Below are 26086 nucleotides of genomic sequence, written 5' to 3'. Positions count from 1 at the left end.
CTCGAAAACTGACCGCACTTTTTGTCTTATTGAATATCATTAAAATGAGAAACGTAATTCCGCATTAACATTATTCGCTTTCGTATCGTGGTTGTAAGCACCTTGATAGCCGACTTTCACACTCAATACTGGTGTAAATTGAGCTTGTAATGCCACACCTGTCGTGACGACATTTTTCAATTCTTTACCATAAAGATTTGCTATGCCTTGATTATTGATAACCAAGCTGCCTTCAGCGGCTTTATCTTTATGGAAACGATGATAAGCCACATCACCTAATAGATTTAATTGAACGCCACCAATTGCAAATGGAATGGATGGACGTAAACCTACAGAGGTGACGATTAAATCACGATTGTTGTCTTTTAATTGCACTTCGCCTTTTGTCACACCTTTGTTTTTGATGTGCATATAGCTTACGCCAGCATAAGGTTCAAGCGCAAAATGTTCGCCTTTTAAGCCTGTGTAGGCAAGTTCAGCAAAGACATTTTGTGTTTGGCTATGGCTTTTCACCCCTTGTGCAAATTCAGCACGTTGTTCGTGTTTATCCCAGCTTTGAATAAAGCCAATTTTCGGTGTTAACACGTTGAAACGATGTTCAGCTGTTAAGCCTAAATGCACGGCACGATCTTTCGAAGTGCGGTCAATTTTGTGGCTATTTTGTGTTGAACCAACAAATACACCTACATGTTTGTTTGTATCAATGGTCGCATCAATACCCACAAGTTGATTGTACGCATGACTGCTTAAACTATCCGTGCTGAAGTGGGTGAAGGTGCCACTTGTCCAAATTTGTGTGCCGGTATTAAGTTGTGCTCTTACTGCACTAGGTTGGGCAAGTTGCTGACGAAGTAATAAGCCATTTAACACATTGTGTTGTTCGGCAGCGAGATCTTCATCATAGCTTAAACTAGCAAAGGCTTGGCGAGCATTCTCTTTTGTTCCCCAAATAAGACTTTGATACGTTGCACTATTTGTTGCTGCATCTAAGGCATTGGCGATAGCCACTTCATTTTCAGTCGTCGCCGCCGATGAAAGGGCTTTTTTCTGAACGGTCACTTTCAACGTATTTGCATTACTTTCATTTTTAACCGCAAAGAAATCATAAGTGCGAGGTGTTTCAACTAGCGCATTTTCAGCCCCCACAAATGAGCCAGTACCTTGCACGGAAACTGCTTTTTGTGGATCTTGTTGTAATTGAGGCAGAATTTCTTCATCAAATTTATTTGGCACTAAAACAGAACCCGCTGCAAAGGTGGCATTGACGTTAGCAATACCATTATTCAGTAAGAAACGACCACCTTTTTCCACTGTCGCAGTGACTGTTTTTGCGGTGCTGGTTAAGGTTTCGGTAACAAATCCATGCTCACTTGGTTTAGTGACTTCCGCTTTCGGTAACACTTCCAATGTTGCACCTTGTTTTATGATGACTTGTTGTGCTGAACCAAGAGATTGATTTAACCCTGAAAGCTGACCTTCATTCACAGTAATTTCACCAGTGAAGCTGTTATTACCGGTGAGGGTTAAGGTGCCAGAACCATTTTTAGTTAATGCACCGACATAGCCTTGTGTAGCACGTTCATTACGAGCGGCTTCACGTGCTAAACCTACTTGATATTCAGCTTTTTCTTCAGCTGTCGCGCCTGCACGATTTTGCATTAATGCTTGTAATTCTGCTTTGTGTGTAGCCCAAGTGGCGGCTTCAGCTTGATCTTCGACTTGACGTGCTTTGATGGCTTTATCGCTAATATCATTTGACCAAACATCATTTTGATTGAGGTTGATTTTCATGTTTCCTAAGAATTGACCTGGGCCAAACATCGCTTTGCCAAGATCTAAAATCCCCCAACCCCAAACGTTGCTTGGTACACCTTGTTCAGTTTCCCAACGTTCTAATGGTTTACCTTCAAGCCCTTTACGAAGCGTAGTTTGTCGTGCCGTAGTGAGCATGACATCGCGCGCTTGATCGGTTGTCATGTATGGATAGCGAGAAAAGATGACACCTAATGCACCACTTACGTGAGGGGCAGCCATTGAAGTACCACCAGCTGATTTGTAAATAGGGTTACCATAAGTATTGTTGTCTTGTAATTGAATGTAGGAGGAATAGATATTGGCGGATGGCGCCGCAATCGTCCACCATTTTGAATGGCCGGCGAGGTTAAATTCTTGAATATCTGCGCCTGCTTTTTCATCACTCACATCGTCATTCGAATCATTCGGATAGCCTTCACCACCCACTTGCCCCGTGACGTTTACCCAGTATTTTTCTGCATCAGGTCTAAAATAAGGCAACATCGCACGTGTAAAGGATTCCGCCATCATACTACGGTTACCTGCTGTAAAAACTTGAATTACTTGTTTATTTTTTGCCACTTCATAAGCTGCATCAACAAAGTTTTTCTCACCACTGGTGACAAATTGATAATAAGCTTTTTCAGCTTCGCCTAAGTTACTTAAATAAATATGTGCCGCAGGACTGGAAATTGGCTCAGGTGCTTTGGGTACATCATAATATTGCACGCCATATTCAGGCACATCACGCCAATCATATTTGGGTTTATAGCCTAAGGCACCGGCAAAGGATGAATTAACACGACGGTTTGAACCCCAACTGTTATTAATTACTTTGGCACCGGCATCTGCTAGGGCAGAGTAGCCCTGTAAGAAGAAACTATAGTCTTGGTTTGGGCCATAGGTCATGTTGTCGTTACCACCAGTATTGGCAGAATAGAGGTTAGCACCGAATGCTACACCATGCATTTCATTGCCGTCACGGCTTGCCGCCATTGTACCGCCAACATGCGTACCGTGCGCATCATTGGTATATTTATGCCATGCCCCGTCAATATTGAAGGCTTCACCTTTAGTGAAGATGCCATTATCTGTTTTATCGAAATTGCGTTTACCGTTTTTTACCGGTTCATTTTTATTAATTGGACCATTTCCTACCGATGCATCGGGATAACGCATGCCATCTTTACTATAAGTCCCTTCCGTTTTTACAACGTGGATTCGACCGTCTTGAAATTCAGGGTGGTTTAATAGCACACCTGAATCCATCACGCCGATTTTTACGCCTGAACCATTAAAGCCAAGAGCATAAGCCGTGGAGGCATTCATTGAGGTTAAGCCCCAGTCTTTGAGGTATTCAGCGCTTTCCCAACTTTTGGTATTACCGACTTGGCCTTGTTCAGAATAAGCGGCTGCATTGGCGGCATACCAACCAACGAGTAGTGCGAGTGCGGTTTTTTGAAGTGTTTGAGGTTTCATATTGTCTTCCTTTATCTTTTTGATTTTCGCAGGCTATTATTCGCTTCATCGTGAGGCGCTTCAATGACCCAAATCAAATTCCTACAGAAAAATGTTTATTCTGTGACAACGATCACACCAAAGTGCGGTCAAAAGAGGGGATAAATTTATGTATCGTCGAAATCAATGTTATAATTCGCGAACAAAATGATTAAGGAGTAACTCATGGCTATTTTAGTAACGGGTGGCGCAGGCTATATCGGTTCACACACTGTAGTGGAATTATTAAATGCAAATAAAGAAGTGGTGGTATTGGATAATTTATGCAATTCCTCCCCAAAATCTTTAGAACGTGTCAAAGAAATCACTGGCAAAGACGTAAAATTTTATGAAGGCGATATTTTAGATCGTGCTTTATTACAAAAAATCTTTGCTGAGAATAGCATTCAATCGGTCATCCATTTTGCGGGTTTAAAAGCTGTAGGTGAAAGTGTTCAAAAGCCAGCTGAATACTATATGAATAACGTGTCAGGCACGATTGTTTTGATTCAAGAAATGAAAAAAGCAAGCGTGTGGAACTTTGTATTTAGTTCATCTGCAACGGTTTATGGTGATCCAGAAATTATTCCAATCACAGAAGACTGCAAAGTGGGCGGTACAACCAACCCTTACGGTACATCTAAATACATGGTGGAACAAATCCTGACCGATGTTGCAAAAGCTGAACCGCAATTTAGTATGACAATCTTACGTTATTTCAACCCAGTGGGTGCGCATGCAAGCGGCTTGATTGGTGAAGATCCAAACGGCATTCCAAATAATCTATTACCTTACATTAGCCAAGTTGCCATTGGTAAATTACCACAACTTTCGGTGTTTGGTAGCGATTATGATACTCATGATGGCACAGGGGTACGTGATTATATCCATGTGGTGGATTTAGCGATTGGTCACTTAAAAGCATTAAATCGCCATGAAAATGACGCAGGTTTACACATTTATAACTTGGGTACAGGTACGGGTTATTCTGTGCTTGATATGGTGAAAGCGTTTGAACAAGCGAACAATATCGAAATCCCGTATCGTCTTGTTGCGCGTCGCCCTGGTGATATTGCAACATGCTATTCCGATCCAAGTCTTGCTGCAAAAGAGTTAAATTGGACAGCTGAGCGAGGCCTTGAGCAAATGATGAAAGATACCTGGAATTGGCAAAAAAATAATCCGAAAGGATACAGAGATTAATCTCACTCTTGTTGGGCGGAGTATCATTCCGCCCTTAATATTTTAATCAGATGAAACACGCTCAAAAATAACCGCACTTTATGTCAGAACAATCCCTTTCTAGTCAAATATTTACCCGCAAAATGCTGATCTGTGTCTTCACTGGATTTAGCTCAGGTTTACCACTTTTTGTGTTATTGCAAATGTTGCCGGTATGGCTGACAGATAAAGGGCTTTCCGTTGAATTAATCGGTGCATTGACAGGGGTGATGGTGCCATATGGTTTGAAGTTTTTATGGGCACCGTTATTAGATCGCTATTTTCCGCATTTTTTAGGGCGTCGTCGTAGTTGGTTATTGATTTCTCAAGTGATTTTGCTGATTTCGCTTTATGCGATTAGTCAGTTTGATCCTGTGGCACAGTTGGGAACAGTGGCTAAACTTGCGACATTTATTGCCTTTGTATCTGCGACACAAGATATTGTGCTTGATGCTTATCGCCGTGAAATTTTGACCGATAATGAATTAGGATTGGGAAACACCATCCATATCAATGCTTATCGTGTTGCAGGTTTAATTCCTGGGGGACTCTCACTTTATTTAGCGACGATTTATCCATGGGAAACCGTCTTTTTATTGACCGCACTTTGTATGTTAGCGGGCATATTTATGACGCTCTTTTTAGCGAAAGAACCGCAGATTGCACAGGTCGATCGTGAGCAACCTTTCTATATGGTGTTTTGGATACCCTTGAAAGAGTTCTTCCAACGCAAAGGTGTCGCCCAAGCCATCGGTTTTTTACTCTTTTTGTTCTTGTATAAATTTGGTGATTCGTTTGCTACTACGTTACAAACTAAATTCGTCTATGACATGGGCTTTGAAAAAGAGCATATTGCGTTGGTGGTAAAAAGCACTTCACTTTGGGCAAGTATCTCTGCCGGTCTCGTGGGGGGCGTGATTATGTTGCGCCTAGGCATTAACCGCGCATTATGGGTATTTGGTTTTATCCAATTAATCACTATTGGTGGATTTATTTGGTTAGCTGCATTTGGGCATTTTGACCAAATCGGTGCAGCTGAACTTTGGAAATTAGGTTTCGTGATTGCGGGGGAATATATCGGTGTTGGTCTGGGCACTGCTGCCTTTGTTGCTTTTATGGCTCGTGAAACCAATCCGCTTTATACTGCCACTCAGTTAGCCTTATTTACCAGTCTTTCTGCTTTACCGAGTAAAGGGCTTGGTATGTTATCGGGTTACTTGGTCAAAGCAGTAGGTTACTATCATTTTTTCTGGATTTGTTTATTCCTCGCTATCCCAGGAATGATTTGTTTATTCTGGGTGGCGCCATGGAATGAAAAAGGAAATGAAAAAGCTTAAAATAAAATAAAGTGCGGTCAAAATTAACAGCAAAATCATTTGACCAAACAAGGCTTTAACGGTATTTTAAACAGGTCTATTATTTATTGGAGATTCGTATGAAAATTATTCTTTTAGGTGCACCAGGTGCAGGAAAAGGCACACAAGCACAATTTATTATGAACAAGTTTGGCATCCCACAAATTTCAACAGGGGATATGTTCCGTGCAGCGATTAAAGCGGGGACAGAATTAGGTAAACAAGCAAAAGCATTAATGGATGAAGGGAAATTAGTACCGGATGAATTAACCGTTGCATTAGTAAAAGATCGTATTTCTCAACCAGATTGTGCAAATGGTTTCTTATTAGATGGTTTCCCACGTACGATTCCACAAGCGGATGCATTAAAAGATTCTGGCGTGAAAATTGACTACGTTTTAGAGTTTGATGTACCGGATGAAGTGATCGTTGAACGTATGAGTGGTCGTCGCGTACACCAAGCATCTGGCCGTTCTTATCACATCGTTTACAACCCACCAAAAGTGGAAGGTAAAGACGATGTAACGGGTGAAGATTTAATTATCCGTGCGGATGATAAACCAGAAACTGTGTTAGATCGTTTAGCGGTTTACCACAAACAAACCAGCCCATTAATTGATTATTACCAAGCTGAAGCAAAAGCAGGTAATACGCAATATTTCCGTTTAGATGGTACTCAAAAAGTGGAAGAAGTAAGCCAAGAGTTAGATAAAATCTTAGGCTAAAATAGACTGGAAACTGACCGCACTTTGAAGATAAAAGTGCGGTTAATTTTTCAAAAGGATTTTGAGATCGTAAATTGAGATCGTATTTGGGGACATTATGAGCAAGAAAAGAACAATAGCATTGACGATTTCGGCTATCGCAGTGGCACTTGGGATCGGCGCACAATTTTACACCAATCATAAAATCGATCTGGTGTTAAAAAATTTCCCTTATTCTTTGGATAACCAAGCAACATTGAATGTGACGCAAACCGCGAAAAACTTTTTTATTCGTGAGTTGATCTTTAGTGTAAAAGATAGTGATGCGAAAACCACAAATGTGATTTCAACTAAGCTCACGGCGCTGCCTTTCTTCATTACAGCGGAGTCTCAGTTATCTGATCAATTAGTTCGTCAATTAAATAAAACATTAAATATCACGATTGATAAAAACACGATTAATAGTAAATTTTCGCCGGTAGGGGATTATTTACAGTCTGATATTTTGACGGAATTCCGTGATTTTGCGAATAAGTCCCAAAACCTTTCTATCGGTCTTAATTTCTTAAAAAATAAAGAAGTTGAGCTGAAAACAACCTTAAGTGGCTTTAATTACGATAAAGACACTAAACTGGAACAAATTGAAGGTGAAGCTCATCTAGTACCTGTCGGCGCAAATCAATACGATCTATCAAGTATTGACTTAACCGCGAAAAATGCCGAAGTGGCGTTGTTAAATGGCGAAAACACCCATGTTTATATGAAAAATGCGACGTACCACTTTGACGTGAAATCAGGTGAGGCAGATAAGCGTGATCTGAGTACGAAATTCAGTAGTGATATTTTACGTATTGCCAATAAAAGCCGTACGACAGAAGAAAGCCAAGCAACAGCTGGTGGTTTGAATTTATTGATTAAACAAAATGGCGTGCCAAGTGCAGTCAATTTTCATCATGAATTTAAAAAATTAAGTGATGGCTCACTAGACATTAAAGATGGCGTCAATTTGTTAACGAAAATTTTTACACAAAACGATCGTTTTGATGGTTCATTATCCGTGCTTTCTGTCAATGTGCCTAAAAATAATCAACCTTACTTTAACTTACAAAATGCCGGTCTTGAACTTAAGTTGGCGAATACGGATTTAACCAAGGCTAATGTAGATTTTAAACTGAATGTTGATAGTGTGAAGCAAACCCCTGCCGATGAAGAGCGTAAATGGGAAGCTAAAGGCGGTAAAGTTAATATTCAGTTAGATGATTACAACGTGGCAAACGAATTGGCGTTTGTACCGTTTTTATTAGATGCTTTTGCTGAGAAAGAGGCACCATCAAAAGACAATAAAGACTTCTTGAATGCCAAAGATAAATGGGTGAAAGAATTTAGTGGCAAAACCAATATTGAGGCAGCCTTAAAATCATTTAATATGGCCGATTTAGTGCTTGATGAGGTATCAGCCAGTGATAAGACGGAAACACTAGACAATGATCAATATAATGAACATATCACATTGTCTGCGAATAAAGCCAGTTATCCAAGTGCAGGGTTCCAATTTGAAAAATTAGCGGTTGATGCACCATTTAAAATTAATCACAGCAAAGCGCATTTATCAGCAAGATTTTGCTCAGCGCCGTTTTATGGGGCCTTATGCAGCACGCATTTAACGTCAGCCACATTTGATAAATACATCAAAAACTCATGGAAAGAGCTTGATTTAATCGTTGATAATGCAACGTTGAATTTGAATCTTAATACTTATCCGGAGACCAATGCTTATCCAGTTAAATTGGAAGTGAGTGGTATTGTGCCCCAAGTGCCCGAAGATGATTCATCAGACATGATTCCAGATAATATTGAAGGCACATTTAATCTGACATTAAGTAAAATGTTGTTTGATGATCAAAATGAAAAAGCCTTAGCCATTAAGGAAAATTCATACTTTTGGCAATATTTAAGTAGCTTTGTGAAACATGATGGAAAACTTCACCGAGAATTTGTGGAAGAAGGTGATAATTACGTTTCTAGAGTGGAAAAAACGGAAAATGGCTACTTAATTAATGGTCGCACCCTTGAAGATCTTCGTCAAGAAAGCATGATGGAGACTGATGAGGGTGAAGAAGATAAGCCAGCAGCAACTGACTAGTTGAAAGGATAATATAAGAAATGACCGCACTTGAGATTCAAAGTGCGGTCATTTTTTTATCTGTTTTTGATTACTTCACTAATCCACCACTTGCTTGTAAATCAGCATGGTAGGAAGAACGAACAAATGGGCCACAGGCTGCGTGTTCAAAGCCCATTGCGTTGGCTTTATCACGGAACCCATCAAATTCGGCTGGTGGCACATAGCGTGCAACCGGTAAGTGATGGCGACTTGGTTGGAGATATTGACCCAGTGTAAGCATGGTTACGCCGTTTGCACGTAAGTCTTCCATCACTTGAAGAATTTCCTCATTGGTTTCACCCAATCCAACCATTAAACCTGATTTCGTTGGGATGTTTGGGAACATTTCTTTGAAATCATGAAGTAATTTTAAGGACCACTGATAATCAGCGCCCGGACGAATTTCTTTATACAAACGTGGCACATTTTCCAAGTTGTGGTTGAACACATCTGGTGGATTGTCTTTTAATTTTTCTAAGGCTTGAGTAATACGTCCTCGGAAATCAGGAACCAAAATCTCAATTTTGATGCCAGGGTTTAATGCACGCACTTCTTTTACACATTCAGCAAAATGACCTGCACCACGATCAGGTAAATCATCACGGTCTACAGAGGTAATCACCACATATTTCAACTTCATATCTTGGATAGTTTCAGCTAATTTACGTGGTTCATCCGGATCGGGTGGTAATGGTTTACCATGTGCAACGTCACAGAAAGGGCAACGACGAGTACAAATCGCCCCTAAAATCATGAAGGTTGCTGTACCATGGTTAAAGCACTCGTGTAAATTTGGACAAGACGCTTCTTCGCAGACAGAATGTAGCCCATGACGACGCATCCCGTTTTTGATGGTCTCGATCTTTAATGAGCTAGACGGCAATTTGATTTTCATCCATTCCGGCTTTTTCAATAATTCTTGATTAGGATCGATGTTTTTAACAGGGATAATTGATGTTTTGGCTGCATCACGGTATTTCACACCGCGTTCCATTTTAAAAGGCGTTGACATTGTTCTTTCCTAAAGAAAAATGCCTGATTCAGGCATTTTTAAATGTGTTATAAAAGTGAATGTTATAAATTTGTAACATTATAGCCCAAAAGTTCGGCAAAGTGTTTAATTAATTTTGGGGAAACCTTGTCAAGTGTTGCCTCTTCTTTACCGATAAAATCAGCAAGCTGACACATTTCAAGCCCTGCATAGCCGCAAGGATTAATGTAGTGGAAAGGATTGAGATCCATATTGATATTAAACGCAAGCCCATGGAAAGAGCAGCCTTTTCGAATGCGTAAACCTAATGAACAGATTTTTTTGCCATCAATATACACACCAGGTGCATCGGGTTTGGGATAACCTTCAATACCATAGTCTGCAAGGGTTTTTACAACAGATTGTTCAAGTGCAGTCACTAATTGGCGAACATTTAAATGTTCATGACGTTTAATATCAATGAGCACATACATGACCTGCTGACCAGGACCATGGTAGGTAATTTGACCACCACGATCCGATTGTACAACAGGAATATCACTGCGTTGTAATAAGTGTTCCGGTTTGCCAGCTTGGCCTTGTGTGAAAACAGGATGATGCTCAACTAGCCAAATTTCATCGGTGGTTTCTGCATTTCGATTATCCGTGAATTCCTGCATTTTATGCCAGATTTCCTGATAATCTTGTAATCCTAATTGACGGACAATTAAATCAGTATTGCTCATCTTAGAGAACCATTTTGACGCCTTCAACTTTTGCAAGTTCTTTGTAAAGGGTTTCTACTTGCTCAAAGTTTTGCGCGACGATATCAATCGAAACTGAATTATACGTGCCTTTACTACTGCGTTTTTCCTTTGGAATATAATCACCCGGTAAATATTTTTGTATCACTGCTACGATGTCTTGCGCTAAACCTTCACGGTTAACACCTGCGACTTTAAATGTCATTGCAGCGGGGAATTCCATTACTTCTTTTAGTTTTTCATAATCGTTTTCGGTTGCCATGTTGTTTCCTTAATTTAAGAATAAGGTGCGTGAATCAGCTAAATTCACACACCTTACGAATTTATTGATGTGATATAAATGGGGAAGTGCGGTTAATTTTCAAGGTGTTTAGTCAAATAATCCTTTAACTGTTAACACTAACCAGTCCCAACCTTTACCTAAGAAGCCGCCTTCTTGTACATCTTCTAATGCTTGAAGATTTACGGTAGCGACATCTTTGCCATCTAATTGATAAACGATTTTACCCACCACTTGACCTTTTGCTAAAGGTGCTTGTAAGTATTTGTTATCTAATTCATAACGTGCTTTTAAGTCAGTTTGTTTACCTTTTGGCACAGTGATAAAACCATCTTCTAATACACCAAGTTTAACGTCACCTTTATCACCGTAGTAAACAGATTGTTTTGAAATTTCTTCACCTGCTTTTTGAGTTTTTAAGGTTTCAAAGTTAGCAAAACCCCATTGTAAGAGTTTTTTACTTTCTACTTCACGGCCTTTATAGGTTGGTACACCCATGACAACAGAAATTAAACGCATATTGTTTGGACTTGTTGCTGATGCGACAAGGTTATAACCTGCTTGGCTTGTGTGTCCGGTTTTCATACCATCAACGTTAATGGTTTTATCCCATAATAAGCCATTACGGTTAGGTTGTTTGATTTTGTTGAAAGTAAAATCTTTTTCTGCGTAGATTTTATATTCTTCCGGTAAATCACGAATGATATGTGCACCAATAATCGCCATATCACGTGCAGTTGAATATTGGTTTGGATCGTCTAAACCATGTGGTGTGGTGAAGTTAGTATTTTTTAAGCCAAATTGTTGAACATATTTATTCATGGTATCAACGAAGTTAGCCACGGTACCCGAAATATGTTCAGCTACAGCAACGCAGGCATCATTACCAGAAACAATGATAATCCCTTTGTTTAAATCACCCACTGACACTTGTTGATTTAAATTTAAGAACATTTTTGACGAATCAGGGAAATTTCTACCCCAAGCGCTTTCGCTAATTGTCACCATATCTTCATTATGGATTTTACCTTGTTTTAATGCTGCACCAACTACGTAGCTAGTCATCATTTTTGTTAATGAAGCAGGGTATTGACGTTGGTCTGGGTTAAGTGATGCAAGTACCGCACCAGAATTGTAATCCATTAAAACATAAGTTTGCGCATTCACTTCCGGTACTGCGATACCGTATTGAATATCTTCAGCGGCAGCAAATGTTGACGCTGCTATTAATCCCGAGAAGAGTACAATTTTTTTCAATTTTGCAGATTGTTTTAACATAGCATTTCCTTTAATAGCTTATTGGTTTTTATAAGTATAAACGATTACGGGTTGCCCATTGATCGTTTTTTGTAATTTTGTTTTTAATTGATTAATATCCGCTTGATCCGCTAATGGGCCAAAATGGATTTCATAGTTTTGCCCATTTTGGTTAATTTCCGTTTTGATGTCATCTAACGCGAGTTTTGTGATGATGCTTTCTGCTTGGCTTTTTGACGACAGCGCGAGTAGTTTTAGCTTGAAAACAGTTTTTGCATCGTTTGTGCTGTCTAAGTTTTGATTTTTTTTTTCGCTATTTTTATTGACGACTAAACGCTCACTGGCTTCTTGCGTTTTAGCATGCTTGGCAAGCGTTTTTGCTCCCGCACCTGAAATTTGACCTTTGTGATCCACATGTAAAGCTTCAATTCTTACTTGCCCTGTACCACGAGCAATAAGGCCTAATTCTTTTGCGGCAGAATGAGATAAGTCAATGATACGTTTCTCACTAAACGGACCACGATCATTAATTCGCACAATCACCTTGCGATTGTTATGTAAGTTTGTAACAACCGCATAAGAATTCAAAGGTAAGGTTTTATGTGCGGCAGTGAAAAGTGCCGAATCATAGCGTTCACCATTAGCTGTTTTACGACCATTAAATTTATGGTGGTAATAACTTGCTGTCCCTTCTTTTGAATAGGACTTTGCCTCATCACCTTGTGTGGTATATGTTTTACCATTCACTTCATAGCTTTGTGGCGCTTGAACGGTCGTAGTAATCGACAGCGAATCCCCTTGAATACCATACATTTTTTGCGTATCGGCAAAAGCAGAAAAACTTGAGCTGCTTATCAAGGTGAAAAGTGCGGTCGTTTTTAAGATATTTTTTAATGTCATACTTATTACTTTCAAGATTATCGGTGCTCTTCATAAGAAAGCCAAAAGGGAAATTAGTTCCCTTTCATAAAGCGAGGTTTGTGAGTATGAATGGACATCACTAAACCAAAGCTTGCCATGATGGCGACATATGAGGTACCGCCGTAGCTAAAGAGTGGTAAAGGCACCCCTACAACAGGCAAAATGCCACTCACCATACCAATATTCACGAAGACATAAACGAAGAATATCAGTGTGGTTGCACCAGCAAGAATACGCCCGAAAGAGGTTTCTGCATTTACCGCAATTATTAAGCCACGGATAATAATAAACAAATAAATTGCCATCAGAATAAGAAAACCGACCATTCCATGTTCTTCACTCATCACGGCAAAAATAAAATCAGTGTGTGGTTCAGGCAAAAATTCTAATTGGGATTGTGTCCCTTGCATCCATCCTTTGCCAGATATACCGCCTGAACCGATAGCAATTTTGGATTGCAAAATATGGTAACCTGCCCCAAGTGGATCTTTCTCGGGGTCAAGTAAGGTTAATACACGCATGCGTTGGTAGTCATGCATTAAATACATCCACATGATAGGAATAAATGCTGCTAATCCAACTACTGCAGCAAGAATAAGCCACCAACTCATCCCTGCTAAGAATACCACGAATAAGCCCGATGCACTAACCAGAATTGATGTACCTAAGTCTGGTTGAATAGCCACAAGTAAAGTTGGCACAATAATCATGGCGATAGCAATAAAGGTTTCACTCATTTTCGGTGGTAGCGGACGGTTACCTAAATATACCGCAACCATTAATGGTACCGCGAGTTTGACAATTTCAGAAGGCTGAAAGCGAATAAATCCAAGATCTAACCAACGTTGTGCCCCTTTACTGGTTGTACCGATAGCATCAACCAAAATCAGCATGATAAAACCCACCAAATATAAGTAAGGGGCGAGTCGCTGATAAAATTTAGGGGGAAGTTGCGCCATAATCATCATCACGGCAAAACCTAATATGACCTGAATAATACGATTTTGGAACATGACTTCACTGGCGCCTGATGCACTATAAAGCACAAGCATGCCATAAGCTGTAATAGCGGCTAATCCAATAAATAATAAAAAATCAATATGTAAGCGTTGCCATAATCGCAAGCATAAAGGCACTTTTTCTTCCATTATTCATTCTCACTTGGTTGAGATTCTAGTGCTGGCGCATCTAAATCAGTTTGGTTCGTCTTTTTCTCTTTTTCAGCATTTTCTTGACGTTCAATTTGTGGCAAGCGTTTATTCAAATAGAAATCCATAATTTGACGTGCAATTGGTGCTGCATTACTTGAACCACCACCCGCGTTTTCTAAAATAATCGTCACAACTAATTTCGGATCTTCATAAGGCGCATAAGCCGTAAACCAAGCATGGTCATGTAATTCTTTTTTCAATCCCGCTGCATTATATTTTTGGTTTTCCTTTAAGCTGAATACCTGTGCGGTACCCGATTTCCCTGCTACGTGGTAATTCGTGCCGATAAAGGCTTTTCGTCCAGTCCCTGCACCTGAATTCACCACATTGAACATGCCGCGCTTAGCCGCATCCCAATAAGCTTGTTTCGGTTCGGTAATATCTTCATATAAAAGCGGGTCTTGATACGGCTCAATGGTGGCACCTTCAACTGATTTCATTAAATGTGGCGTATGAATTTTACCGTTATTGACCACAATAGAGGTTGCTTTTGCCACTTGTAATGGTGTTGCTGTCCAATAACCTTGACCAATCCCTACAGAGATTGTATCGCCTTGCACCCACGGTTTTTTATAACGTTTTTGTTTCCATTCTTTACTCGGCATATTGGCCGTGGCTTCTTCTTGAATTTCAATACCTGTCGGCATACCAAACCCAAAACGTTTCATCCACATGGAGAAACGATCAATACCTAAATTAAAGGCGGTTTGATAGAAGAAGGTATCCGATGATTCAGTAATGGCTTTGTTTAAATCCGTATAACCATGCCCTGTTTTTTTCCAATCTCGGAAACGCTTTGTTGAGTTTGGTAATGTCCAGTAACCTGGGTCAAAAATTGTGGTATTAGGAGTAATCACCCCTTCAGTTAATGCCGCAACAGCAACGAATGGTTTTACCGTAGAGGCAGGCGGGTACACACCTTGTGTCGCACGACTGTAAAGTGGTCGAGTAGGGTCTTCGAGTAAACGTTTGTAATCACTAGAAGAAATGCCATCGACGAACAAATTATTATCGTAGCTTGGTGTTGAAACCATCGCTAATACACTATTATCTTTTGGATCAAGCACGACAACAGCGCCTTTTTGACCTGAAAGGAGCGACATAATATAGCGTTGAAGAGTAAAATCGATAGTCAGATGAATACTTTTCCCCGCGGTGGCGGGTTGTTCACGTAGTTTACGAATAACTTTACCACGGTTATTAATTTCAACCTCTTCGAAACCGGTTGTACCATGGAGTTGTTCTTCGTAATAACGTTCAATACCCAGTTTCCCCATGTCTGTAGAACCGGAATAGTTAGCAAATTTTTCTTCTTTTTTTAGGCGCTCAACATCTCGGTCATTAATGCGTCCAACATAACCCAAAATATGAGTCATGGCTTCGCCATATAGGTAATTTCGTTTGAAATAAGGACGTACATCAAGGCTTGGATATTTATACTGATTTACCGCAAAACGGGCAATTTGTTCTTCCGTTAGGCTAGGCTTGAGTAAAATCGGCGTATAGCGAGTACCACGACGACGCTCTTTTTTGAAGTGCTCAATGTCTTCATCTGTGAGTCCCACAACATAGCGCAATTCCTCAAAAGTGTGGTCTAAATTTTCCGTTTTTTCCGGCACGATATATAAACCGAAAAAGGTGAGGTTTTCAGCCAGTAATTCGCCGTAACGGTCGTAAATTAATCCGCGAGTAGGAGGAAGCGGAAGCAATTTAATACGGTTACCATTAGAGCGAGTTTGGTACATGTCGTAATTCACCACCTGAAGATGGTAAATATTGGCAAATAGCACGCCACTTAGGGCTAAAATACCGATGAATGCCACCAATGTCCGACGCGCAAACAAGTTCCGTTCCGCTTTTTTATCGCGGATCGGTTCATTGGTTGGTGCAGAAAAGAATTTTTTTAAATTCATCGGTAATGTAATACGTTATTCTCTGTGATAGGGGTGGTTTGTCGTCAGTGACCACGCACGGTATAAACTTTCTGCCACGACAACACGCACTAATGGATGGGGCAGTGTGAGTGGTGACAGTGACCAACTTTGTTCTGCTGCCGCTTTGCATTCAGGGGATAAACCTTCAGGTCCGCCAATGAGTAAGCACACATCACGACCATCATTTTTCCAACCCTCTAATTGCTCAGCAAGTTGTGGTGTTGTCCAAGGTTTGCCTGGGATATCTAATGTGACTACTTTGCCTTTTCCGCAAGCTGCGAGCATCGCTTTGCCTTCTTGCTCTAAGATGCGTTTAATATCCGCATTTTTTCCACGCTTGCCTGCAGGGATTTCAATGAGTTCAAAAGGCATGTCTTTAGGAAAACGACGTTGGTATTCTTCAAATCCGGTGGTAACCCAAGCCGGCATTTTCGTTCCCACTGCAATTAATGTAATTTTCATCCTTTTCCCTTTCAAAACACCGTCAAAATTGACCGCACTTTATGCCCAAAGTTTTTCTAATTGATACATTTCACGTGCATCGCGCTGCATAATGTGAACGATGGTTTGACCGAGATCAACCACGATCCAATCTGCGGTATTGCGACCTTCTTCACCAAAGGTTTCATAACCGGCTTTTTTACATTCTGCGATAAGGTTATCGGCCATAGCGGCGACTTGGCGGCTAGATGTACCGGTACAAATAATCATATTTTCAGTAATCGATGATTTGCCTTTTACATCAAAATGCACAATTTCGGTGCCTTTTAAATCATCGAGTTTATCAATTACAAATTCAACTAATGACATTTCTTTTCCTATTTAAATAAAGCGATGAATTCTATCATTGAATGAGGGAAAGGGGTAGGCTTGGAGCAGATTTTATTTGAATTGTTTTATGGTTGTAACGGTGCTTAGTAATAAAACTTGGGGCAGTTATTCTGCCCCAAGTTTTAGAGGGTATTAAACCCATAAAAGAATGGCTAATAATTGCGGTGAAATAATCCGTAAGAACATTGTAAGTGGATAGACTGTCGCATAGGAGAGTGCAGCGGCACCGCTTCCTTCTTTCAGTTCATTGGCGAAAGCAAGCGCTGGTGGATCCGTCATCGAACCTGCTAATAGGCCACAAAGTGAAAGATAATTTAATTTTACATATAAACGTGCAATGATACCTACAATCATTAATGGTACAAGAGTAATGAAAATACCGTAGCCCATCCATTCAAGACCGGAACCATTGGTGAGTGTGTCCACAAAGCTACCCCCAGATTTTAAACCCACTACAGCAAGGAAGAGCACAATACCAATTTCGCGTAAAGCTAAGTTAGCACTTGGTGGCATAAACCAATAGAGTTTACCGATAGAGCCAATTCGAGCCAAGATCAATGCGACGACTAATGGTCCACCTGCTAGCCCTAATTTTAATGCTACAGGGAAGCCTGGAATATAGAAAGGAATGGAGCCGAGTAATACCCCTAAGCCAATCCCAATAAATACCGGCAGCATTTGCACTTGTAGCAGTTTCTGTTTGGCATTCCCGATTACTGAAATAGCTTGGTTGAGAATGTCAGTTTTTCCCACCATGTGTAATACGTCACCAAATTGAAGGGTGGTATGTGCAGTTGGTACCAGTTCCACGCCCGCACGATTTAAACGTGAAATGACGACACCGTATTTTTGATGAATGCCAAGATGACGAATTTGTTTTCCTAGAACCTTTTCATTTGTCACGACCACGCGTTCAGAACGAATTTCGCCACTCAAGCTTGCTACAGGGATATCTACTTCTTCCCCAATAATGAGGTGCATTTTTTTCAAGCCTTCAGGATTACCGACCAAATGTAAAATATCGCCAAGTTGAACATCTGTATCCGCTTTAGGCACAATGACGAGCTCACCTCGTTTCAAGCGAGAGCATACGACATCTTCATCATCAAAACCAGGAATCTCAATCAAATGGATGCCATTGAGATTAGTATTGGTGACTTTCAAAGACATGCTTTTGAGCGCTTCTTTATCGTGACCACTTTCTTTTTCAAAATTTGCCGCTTCTTCATCCACTTTAACTTTAAAGAAAAGACGAATAAGCCACATAGAAAGCAAAATACCACAAATCCCAAAAGGATAAGCCATTGCATAGGCCATCCCCATGTTAGACGTCGTTTGCGACATGCCTAATTCAGAAAGAATTTGCTGACCCGCACCGAGAGATGGGGTATTGGTAACTGCTCCAGAGTAAATACCAAGCGCCACATCAAGAGGAATATCCGCAAGCTTATAAATAAGAATTGTCACCACTGCACCAAGTGTAACGATTAAAATGCCTAACCCATTTAAGGTTAAGCCTGATTTTCGTAAGGAAGCAAAAAAGCCCGGCCCCACTTGAATACCAATCGTATAAACAAACAGAATTAAGCCGAACTCTTGCACGAAATGTAATGTATGGCTATCTAATTTAATGCCATATTGGGTGGTAAAATGGGCGACGAAAATACCCCCAAATAGCACGCCCCCAATACCCAGACCTACACCTTTAATTTTAAAATGCCCGATCCATAGGCCAATCACGGCAACGAGGGCAAGCAAACTAATGGTAATCGCAGTTTCACTCATACCGACCTCTAATTTATTAAAAATTTAACTATTTTGGATTATATCAACTTGATTTCTTACCCGCTTGTGACAAAGTCAAAAAATGTTATCTCCATCACATTTTTTCTTGCTTAAAAATAAACACCGCCTAAAATGACCGCACTTTTTTGATTTTATAGGTTGATTATGGATTACGCTCAAGAGGCCATTAATTCGCTTTTATGGATAGTAAAAACATTAGCGATGACGGCTGTTGTGTTTAGCTTTGGTATTTTCTTATTAGTCCGTTTTACCCACTGGGGTAAACAATTTTGGCAATTTGCGGGCGGGTATCTTTCACCACGTCGAAGTATTAAACCTTTGCTATTTTTCTTATTAATTGTGGCGATGACATTAGTCAGTGTGCGTATTAGCTTGGTGCATTCTGAGTGGTATAACAATATGTACACATCCTTGCAGGAATTTAATGAACCTGTGTTTTGGGATCAAATGGTGCTGTTTTGTGTGATTGCGACAAGCTCAGTCATTGCCGCATTGCTGAGTTATTATTTAGAGCAACGTTTTTCTATTGATTGGATCGAATGGTTGAATGGTCAGCTAGTGGATAAATGGATGAATAATCGCGCGTACTATAAAACGCAGTATGTTTCCGCTAACTTAGATAACCCCGATCAACGTATTCAACAAGATGTGCAATCCTATGTGCGAACTACGCTCTCTTTAAGTACTGGGGTGATTGATGCCGTCACCTCTATGATTTCTTATACGATCTTATTGTGGGGATTAGCGGGACCAATGATGGTATTGGGTACTGAAATTCCACGCATGATGGTGTTCTTGGTATTTGCTTATGTGATTATCACTACCGCGATTGCATTCCGTTTAGGGCGTCCGTTAATTATGCTGAATTTCGTCAACGAACGCTTAAACGCTAACTATCGTTATTCTTTAATTCGCATCAAAGAATATGCGGAAAGTGTGGCATTTTATGCGGGTGAGAAAGTTGAGAGTAGCCAACTTTATAAACAATTTGGCGCAGTGATCAATAACATGTGGGATATTGTTTATCGAACCTTAAAATTCTCTGGTTTTAACTTAGTGGTCAGCCAAGTTTCCGTGGTGTTCCCTTTGTTAATTCAAGTGGGGCGTTATTTCGAGAAGCAAATTAAACTCGGCGATCTGATGCAAACGCTACAAGTATTTGGTAAGTTGCATTCAAATCTTTCGTTTTTCCGTAATTCTTACGATGGTTTTGCTGGATACAAAGCCACATTAGATCGTTTAACGGGCTTTAGTTATGCGATTGATATGGCAAACCGTCAATCTACTTCGCATTTACACGAACATGAAACTGACGTGATCTTTAAGAATTTAACCATCAGTAATCCATTTGGAAAAACCTTAATTGAGAATTTAAATTTAACACTTCCACAAGGTTCAACCCTATTAATTCAAGGTCATTCAGGCGTGGGTAAAACCACGTTATTGAGAACTGTGGCAGGACTTTGGGCTTATTCTGAAGGGGATGTGTATTGTCCAACTCATCAGCTTTTCTTATCGCAAAAGCCTTATTTACCACAAGGCAGCTTATTGACTGCGCTGGCTTATCCGAATGAAGAAAAGGCCTTTAATCGTGATGAGATGATTGAGGTATTAAAACAAGTGTCTTTAGGGCATTTACAAGATCGTTTAGATCAAGAACAAGATTGGACACGTATTCTTTCGCTAGGTGAGCAACAGCGTTTGGCTTTTGCTCGTTTGCTATTACATAAGCCGAAAGTCGCCTTTCTGGACGAAGCCACGGCGAGTATGGATGAAGGTTTAGAAGATACGATGTATCGTCTATTAAAAGAACGCTTATCTCATACAACGGTTATTAGCGTAGGGCATCGTTCAACCTTGCAGGCTTTCCATCAGCAACAATTGATGATTTTAGGTAACGGTAAGTGGCAATTCACTGATCAAAATCAGGTATAAAATACCACTAAAATTGACCGCACTTACCTTGTTAGAAAAAATAGCGAGGTAAGTGTAGAGGATCAAGGCAAAAAATCCTGTTATCAAGCTCGATTTTTTGGTACATTTAGCACAATTTTTTTCTATGCTCAGAAATGAGTGATTTTTCACCAAACTAATGACGGAATTCTTATGTTATTCAAAAAAATTCGTGGTTTATTTTCAAACGATCTTTCTATCGATCTAGGTACAGCAAATACATTAATTTATGTGAAAGGCCAAGGTATCGTACTGGATGAGCCTTCAGTAGTGGCAATTCGTCAAGATCGTATGGGCGCATACAAAAGCATTGCGGCTGTAGGTAAAGAAGCAAAACAAATGCTTGGTCGTACACCAAAAAGCATTGTTGCAATTCGTCCGATGAAAGATGGTGTAATTGCCGATTTCTCTGTGACTGAAAAAATGTTGCAATATTTTATTAAACAAGTACATAGTGGTAACTTCATGCGTCCTAGCCCGCGCGTGCTCGTTTGTGTACCGGCAGGTGCGACTCAAGTTGAACGTCGTGCAATTAAAGAATCAGCATTAGGTGCAGGTGCGCGTGAAGTCTATTTAATTGAAGAGCCAATGGCGGCAGCAATCGGTGCAAACTTACCGGTTTCTACAGCGATCGGTTCAATGGTCATTGATATCGGTGGTGGTACCACTGAAGTGGCAGTGATTTCTTTAAACGGTATCGTGTATTCATCTTCTGTACGTATTGGTGGTGACCGTTTTGATGAAGCAATCATTTCTTATGTTCGTCGTACTTTTGGTTCTGTGATTGGTGAACCAACTGCAGAGCGTATCAAGCACGAAATTGGTTCAGCTTATATTCAAGAAGGTGATGAAATTTTAGAAATGGAAGTGCACGGTCATAACCTTGCTGAAGGTGCGCCTCGCTCATTCAAATTAACCTCTCGTGATGTACAAGAAGCTCTTCAACAACCATTAAATGGTATTGTTGCAGCAGTACGCACAGCGCTTGAAGAATGCCAACCAGAACACGCAGCAGATATTTTTGAACGCGGTATGGTGTTAACGGGTGGTGGTGCCTTATTACGCAACATTGATGTGTTGTTATCAAAAGAATGTGGTGTGCCGGCAATCATCGCAGAAGAACCATTAACTTGCGTAGCTCGTGGCGGCGGTGAAGCAATCGAAATGATTGATATGCACGGCGGCGATATTTTTAGCGACGAAATTTAATCTCTAAAAGTGCGGTCAGAAAAATCGGCGTTTTTAATTCGTCTGATTTTTTGACCGCACTTTTCCTTTTAACCCTAGGACAGTGAATGAAACCCATTTTTGGTAAAGCACCACCATTAGGTATCCGACTCGCATTAGCGGTGATTGCTTCGATGACACTCATTTTAGTTGATGGACAAACCTCATCAATGACAAAGGCGCGTAGTGTCATGGAAACTGCTGTTGGAGGCTTGTATTACCTTGCGAATGGGCCAAGAACAGTTCTAGATGGTGTATCAAGCAACTTGGTTGATACCAATAAGCTACTCATTGAAAATAAAGTATTGCGTGAGCAATTGCGTGAGAAAAATGCTGATCTTTTATTATTGGATCAACTCAAAGTAGAAAACCAACGTCTTCGTTTACTGCTTAATTCACCTTTACGCACCGATGAATATAAAAAGATTGCAGAAGTGCTTACTGCTGAAACTGATGTCTATCGTCAGCAAGTGGTGATCAATCAAGGCGAACGAGATGGTGCGTATGTTGGTCAGCCTGTGATTGATGAAAAAGGGATGATTGGACAGATTATATCTGTCGGCGAGAACACCAGCCGAGTCTTGCTTTTAACGGATGTAACCCATTCTATACCAGTGCAAGTTTTACGTAATGATGTACGCGTGATCGCGAGTGGTACAGGACACTCTGATGAACTTACTTTAGATAATGTGCCTCGTTCCGTGGATATTGAAAAAGGCGATTTATTGGTGACTTCCGGTTTAGGCGGTCGCTTTGTAGAAGGCTATCCGGTGGCAGTCGTACAAAGTGTGTCTCGCGATGGTTCTAATTATTTTGCAACAGTGAAAGCAAAACCTTTAGCTGAATTAGATCGTTTACGTTATTTACTTTTACTCTGGCCGAGCAATCTTGATATGTCGAAAGTGAAATCCATGTCGCCAGAAGAAGTGCGTCGTTTAGTACAGCAACGTTTAGAAAGCCAAGCCCATGAAGCGACACATTCAGTGAGTAAAACCAAAATTACAGATGACCAAGCGGATAGCACTCAACCGCATACAGGAAAAGAAATCGTGGATCCTGAAATTCCAACCACAATGCCTCAACAAGAGGAGCCGGTTTCTCCAGAACAACAAGAACATAGGGATGAAGACTAATGCAAGGGCGTTTTATTTTTCAATGGGCGACCATTTTATGCTTCTTTGTTGTAGCACTAGTGATGGAGTTAGCACCATGGCCAGCAGGCTTTCAAGCCTTTAAGCCTTCTTGGTTGATTTTAGTCTTGCTTTACTGGACCCTTGCTTTACCTGATAGAGTAAGCATTGGTTGGGCGTTTTTACTCGGGGTTTTATGGGATATTGTGCTAGGCTCTATTCTAGGCGTTCATGCATTAGTGCTTTCTGTCGCCTTCTATTTTGTTTCCAAATATTACTTAATGTTGCGCAATCTTTCCCTTTGGTTTCAAAGTTTATTGGTCCTTCTTTTCGTTTTTGCCATTCGAGTGGCTATTTTCTTGGTTGAATTCTCGTTACACGGAGCATTCTTTAACTGGCAGGAAATCTTTGGTGCCATTGCATCAGGCGTATTATGGCCGTGGGTATTCTTATTGATGCGCACAGCACGTCGACGAGTTGGATTGCATTAATCATAAAAAAAGCTGATGAAGATATTCATCAGCTTTTCTTTTTAGTTTTTACGACGATAGTTTGTTTTTCTTGTCGTAGTATTTCTCGTTTGAGGCGTAGGGTTGCGTTTTAAACGATAAGGTTTTGGAATATCAGTAATCAATGAATTCGGGTCATATTGACTGACGGGAATAGAATGCCCGATGTATTCTTCAATTGCCAGTAAATTCATCGCATATTCTTCACAAGCAAAGCTGATAGATACACCACTTTCACCCGCTCGACCAGTACGGCCAATACGGTGAACGTAATCTTCTCGATCATCAGGTAAATCAAAGTTAAAGACGTGTGTCACATCTGAAATATGTAACCCACGTGCGGCAACATCGGTTGCGACGAGAATATCGAGTTCCCCATCAGTAAATTGTTTGAGCAATGAAAGACGTTTTTTCTGTGCTACATCACCCGTGAGTAATCCTACTCGATGACCATCTGCGGCTAAATAGCCCCAAATTTCTTCACATTTATGTTTAGTATTTGCAAAGACAATACAGCGCTCAGGCCATTCTTCTTCCATTAACGTCAGTAAGAGGGCGATTTTATCTTCATTTGATGGATAGAAGAGTTCCTCTTTAATTCGATGTCCCGTTTTTTGTTCTGGTTCAATTTCGATATATTCAGGGGAATTCATATCTTCAAAGGCAAGTTCGCGCACTTTGTAAGAGAGCGTTGCAGAAAAGAGCATGGTGAGACGTTCTTGCGGAGAAGGACATTTACGCAATAAATAACGAATATCACGAATGAAACCTAAATCAAACATACGATCCGCTTCGTCCAATACTACGACTTGGATATCATCTAAACGGATAATCCCTTGTTTCACGTAGTCAATCACACGACCAGTGGTACCAATTAAAATATCCACACCGACTTCAATCGCTTTGAGCTGTTTATCATAGCCATCCCCACCATAAGCAAGTGCGGTTCGTAATCCACTTGTTTTTGCTAATAATTCTGCATCATGATTAATTTGTACTGCTAGTTCACGGGTTGGTGCAAGAATTAATGCGCGAGGTTGATCGGTAGCAAAATCAGGTTGATGCGTTAATAAATGATGAAAGGTTGCCGTTAAAAATGCCATTGTTTTACCTGTGCCGGTTTGTGCTTGGCCTGCAACATCTTTTCCTTGTAAGGTAATAGGTAATGATAACGCTTGAATAGGGGTGCAATATTCAAATCCCTTGTCTTGTAGAGCTTTTTTCACGATAGGATGTAATGGAAGATCAGCAAATCGCTGCTGACTTAAATAATTTTCTTGCATAATAAATAACAGGTTCTCAGAAATAAATGGGGCTAAGGATAGCACGAAGTCGGAAAAATATCCTTAAAAATGACACGCTTATTAATAGGCTTAAGCTTTAGATTGTGCAGATTGGGTTCGTTCCCATTTTCTTGCAATATAGCTACAAGTTGGGTGCAATGTCAGCTTTTTAGCCTGGATAAAATGAATTAAGGCTTGATAGAGTTTGTCTGCCACACCTTGTCCTCGAAGAGACTCATCAACAAACGTGTGATTAGCATTAATGGTATCGGGTGTTTCATAAAAATAGGTGAGTTTAGCGATTTTCTTTCCTTGCTCATCGAGTAAGAAAAACTCACCCTGTTTACCATTATCTTGATGCTGAAGACTCATTTGATACTCCATTCATCACTGAGATTGGGATCCATGGCAAAATCAGCAGTATCACTTGGAATGGCTTTTTCTTCTGCAGCCCATTCGCCTAAATCAATGAGTTGGCAACGTTTGCTGCAAAAAGGGCGAAATTGACTTTCCTGTGTCCAAGGCACTGGCTTTTGACATGTTGGGCAGGGGACTTCAAAAATTTCATCAGACATTTTTCTTTCTCGATTCACTTAAATAAAATTGGTGCAATTCTAGCACTTTTTGTTTTAAGTGCGGTAAGTTTTCTGGCAATTTTGCATCATTTGAAATGATATCATCCGCCCATTTTAATCTTTCTTCTCGGCTGACTTGTGCATTCATAATAGCTTGAATTTGCTGAATATTATTATGATCTCTCGATGATGCACGAGCGAGTTGAGTTTCAGGTTTAACATCAATAACAAGTACGCGATCGCAAAGCGTGGTGAGCTTGTTTTCAATAAGCAGTGGAACGACAAACAAAGTATAGGGAGCGGTCTGAGCATTTAACTGCGCTAACATTCTTTCGCGAATAGCAGGATGCAATAAATGATTGAGCCAGTTTTTTTCATTTTCGTCTGCAAATACTTTTTTTCGTAGTTCAGCTCGATTTAATTCGCCCACTTCAGTCAGAATTGATTTTCCAAAGTGCTCAGCAATTTGAGCAAGCAGCGGTGAGCCTTTTTCAACCACTTCTCTTGCCACTATATCCGCATCAACAATGGGTACACCAAGTTCAACAAAGAGATTTGCAATCGTGCTTTTTCCACTACCGATACCACCAGTAAGGCCTACAATATAAGTCATGATATTCCTTGCTACTTGATTTAAGAGGAGGATGTTTTACATCCACTTCTTAAACATAATATTTTTCAATGTTGCCAATATATTACA

23 protein-coding genes are annotated in these 26086 nt (G+C 40.3%); 8 read left to right on the top strand and 15 right to left on the bottom strand.

Annotated elements, in window-relative coordinates; translation table 11 throughout:
* Window positions 1–39: 39 nt before the first annotated feature.
* Window positions 40–3273, bottom strand: a complete 3234-nt coding sequence (locus tag ADA56_RS04525; RefSeq protein WP_049369516.1) for a S8 family serine peptidase — start codon at window positions 3271–3273, stop codon at window positions 40–42.
* Between the two features lie 204 nt (window positions 3274–3477).
* Here ADA56_RS04525 and galE point away from each other — a divergent pair, with 204 nt between their 5' ends.
* The 4 genes from galE (at window position 3478) to ADA56_RS04505 (ending at window position 8714) form a co-directional block, all read left to right on the top strand.
* Window positions 3478–4494, top strand: coding sequence for a UDP-glucose 4-epimerase GalE (galE, locus tag ADA56_RS04520; protein WP_049369515.1), 1017 nt, complete (start codon window positions 3478–3480; stop codon window positions 4492–4494).
* An 80-nt stretch (window positions 4495–4574) separates the two neighbouring features.
* Window positions 4575–5849, top strand: coding sequence for an MFS transporter (locus ADA56_RS04515; protein ID WP_049369514.1), 1275 nt, complete (start codon window positions 4575–4577; stop codon window positions 5847–5849).
* Window positions 5850–5947: 98 nt separating this feature from the next.
* Window positions 5948–6592, top strand: a complete 645-nt coding sequence (adk, locus tag ADA56_RS04510; RefSeq protein WP_049369513.1) for an adenylate kinase — start codon at window positions 5948–5950, stop codon at window positions 6590–6592.
* 97 nt (window positions 6593–6689) lie between these two features.
* The gene (locus tag ADA56_RS04505; protein ID WP_049369512.1) at window positions 6690–8714 is read left to right on the top strand and encodes a hypothetical protein; all 2025 of its coding nucleotides are present in this window, start codon (window positions 6690–6692) and stop codon (window positions 8712–8714) included.
* 70 nt (window positions 8715–8784) lie between these two features.
* Here ADA56_RS04505 and lipA read toward each other — a convergent pair whose 3' ends face one another.
* From lipA to ADA56_RS04455, 10 genes are all read right to left on the bottom strand, one after another.
* Entirely contained in the window at window positions 8785–9747 is a 963-nt protein-coding gene (gene lipA / locus ADA56_RS04500) for a lipoyl synthase (protein WP_049369511.1), read from the bottom strand.
* A 62-nt stretch (window positions 9748–9809) separates the two neighbouring features.
* Window positions 9810–10451 carry a lipoyl(octanoyl) transferase LipB gene (lipB, locus tag ADA56_RS04495; protein WP_049369510.1) on the bottom strand — a complete coding sequence of 214 codons (642 nt, stop codon included), beginning with the start codon at window positions 10449–10451 and terminating at the stop codon, window positions 9810–9812.
* Window position 10452: 1 nt separating this feature from the next.
* Complete coding sequence (ybeD, locus tag ADA56_RS04490; RefSeq protein ID WP_049369509.1) at window positions 10453–10731, bottom strand: DUF493 family protein YbeD; 279 nt, start codon at window positions 10729–10731, stop codon at window positions 10453–10455.
* Between the two features lie 108 nt (window positions 10732–10839).
* Complete coding sequence (locus ADA56_RS04485) at window positions 10840–12027, bottom strand: D-alanyl-D-alanine carboxypeptidase family protein (protein WP_049369508.1); 1188 nt, start codon at window positions 12025–12027, stop codon at window positions 10840–10842.
* Window positions 12028–12045: 18 nt separating this feature from the next.
* Window positions 12046–12906, bottom strand: a complete 861-nt coding sequence (locus ADA56_RS04480) for a septal ring lytic transglycosylase RlpA family protein (protein WP_005699977.1) — start codon at window positions 12904–12906, stop codon at window positions 12046–12048.
* A 53-nt stretch (window positions 12907–12959) separates the two neighbouring features.
* The gene (gene rodA, locus ADA56_RS04475; RefSeq protein WP_049364923.1) at window positions 12960–14075 is read right to left on the bottom strand and encodes a rod shape-determining protein RodA; all 1116 of its coding nucleotides are present in this window, start codon (window positions 14073–14075) and stop codon (window positions 12960–12962) included.
* Window positions 14075–16051: a penicillin-binding protein 2 gene (gene mrdA, locus ADA56_RS04470; RefSeq protein ID WP_049369507.1), complete on the bottom strand. Its 1977-nt coding sequence runs from the start codon at window positions 16049–16051 to the stop codon at window positions 14075–14077. Before mrdA ends, rodA begins: the two co-directional genes overlap by 1 nt.
* A gap of 15 nt (window positions 16052–16066) precedes the next feature.
* The gene (gene rlmH / locus ADA56_RS04465; RefSeq protein WP_005695494.1) at window positions 16067–16534 is read right to left on the bottom strand and encodes a 23S rRNA (pseudouridine(1915)-N(3))-methyltransferase RlmH; all 468 of its coding nucleotides are present in this window, start codon (window positions 16532–16534) and stop codon (window positions 16067–16069) included.
* 39 nt (window positions 16535–16573) lie between these two features.
* Window positions 16574–16882 carry a ribosome silencing factor gene (gene rsfS / locus ADA56_RS04460; RefSeq protein ID WP_049367137.1) on the bottom strand — a complete coding sequence of 103 codons (309 nt, stop codon included), beginning with the start codon at window positions 16880–16882 and terminating at the stop codon, window positions 16574–16576.
* A gap of 153 nt (window positions 16883–17035) precedes the next feature.
* Window positions 17036–18688 (bottom strand): putative transporter, encoded by a 1653-nt coding sequence (locus ADA56_RS04455; RefSeq protein WP_049369506.1) that lies wholly within the window; start codon window positions 18686–18688, stop codon window positions 17036–17038.
* 165 nt (window positions 18689–18853) lie between these two features.
* On the opposite strand from ADA56_RS04455, the gene ADA56_RS04450 reads away from it, so the two are divergent.
* The 4 genes from ADA56_RS04450 (at window position 18854) to mreD (ending at window position 23510) form a co-directional block, all read left to right on the top strand.
* The gene (locus tag ADA56_RS04450) at window positions 18854–20644 is read left to right on the top strand and encodes an ABC transporter ATP-binding protein/permease (RefSeq protein WP_049369505.1); all 1791 of its coding nucleotides are present in this window, start codon (window positions 18854–18856) and stop codon (window positions 20642–20644) included.
* Window positions 20645–20815: 171 nt separating this feature from the next.
* A complete protein-coding gene (locus ADA56_RS04445) occupies window positions 20816–21871 on the top strand; it encodes a rod shape-determining protein (protein ID WP_014064069.1) in 1056 nt (351 codons plus the stop codon).
* Window positions 21872–21957: 86 nt separating this feature from the next.
* A complete protein-coding gene (gene mreC, locus ADA56_RS04440; RefSeq protein WP_049369504.1) occupies window positions 21958–23022 on the top strand; it encodes a rod shape-determining protein MreC in 1065 nt (354 codons plus the stop codon).
* Window positions 23022–23510: a rod shape-determining protein MreD gene (gene mreD / locus ADA56_RS04435; RefSeq protein WP_049364929.1), complete on the top strand. Its 489-nt coding sequence runs from the start codon at window positions 23022–23024 to the stop codon at window positions 23508–23510. The genes mreC and mreD overlap by 1 nt, the downstream gene beginning before the upstream one ends.
* 41 nt (window positions 23511–23551) lie before the next feature.
* On the opposite strand, the gene rhlB is transcribed toward mreD, so the two are convergent.
* The 4 genes from rhlB to coaE form a co-directional block, all read right to left on the bottom strand.
* A complete protein-coding gene (gene rhlB, locus ADA56_RS04430; RefSeq protein WP_049369584.1) occupies window positions 23552–24811 on the bottom strand; it encodes an ATP-dependent RNA helicase RhlB in 1260 nt (419 codons plus the stop codon).
* A gap of 90 nt (window positions 24812–24901) precedes the next feature.
* Window positions 24902–25183: a GNAT family N-acetyltransferase gene (locus ADA56_RS04425; protein WP_014064065.1), complete on the bottom strand. Its 282-nt coding sequence runs from the start codon at window positions 25181–25183 to the stop codon at window positions 24902–24904.
* Window positions 25180–25386 carry a DNA gyrase inhibitor YacG gene (gene yacG / locus ADA56_RS04420; protein ID WP_005695505.1) on the bottom strand — a complete coding sequence of 69 codons (207 nt, stop codon included), beginning with the start codon at window positions 25384–25386 and terminating at the stop codon, window positions 25180–25182. The genes ADA56_RS04425 and yacG overlap by 4 nt, the downstream gene beginning before the upstream one ends.
* Window positions 25379–25999 carry a dephospho-CoA kinase gene (gene coaE / locus ADA56_RS04415; protein WP_049369503.1) on the bottom strand — a complete coding sequence of 207 codons (621 nt, stop codon included), beginning with the start codon at window positions 25997–25999 and terminating at the stop codon, window positions 25379–25381. The genes yacG and coaE overlap by 8 nt, the downstream gene beginning before the upstream one ends.
* Window positions 26000–26086 lie beyond the last annotated feature (87 nt).

This window comes from Parahaemophilus parainfluenzae (assembly GCF_001055095.1).
GTDB classification, from domain to species: Bacteria; Pseudomonadota; Gammaproteobacteria; order Enterobacterales; family Pasteurellaceae; genus Haemophilus_D; species Haemophilus_D parainfluenzae_Z.
Note: the sequence above shows the minus strand (reverse complement) of the source record. Positions and strands in the feature narration are given on the sequence as shown.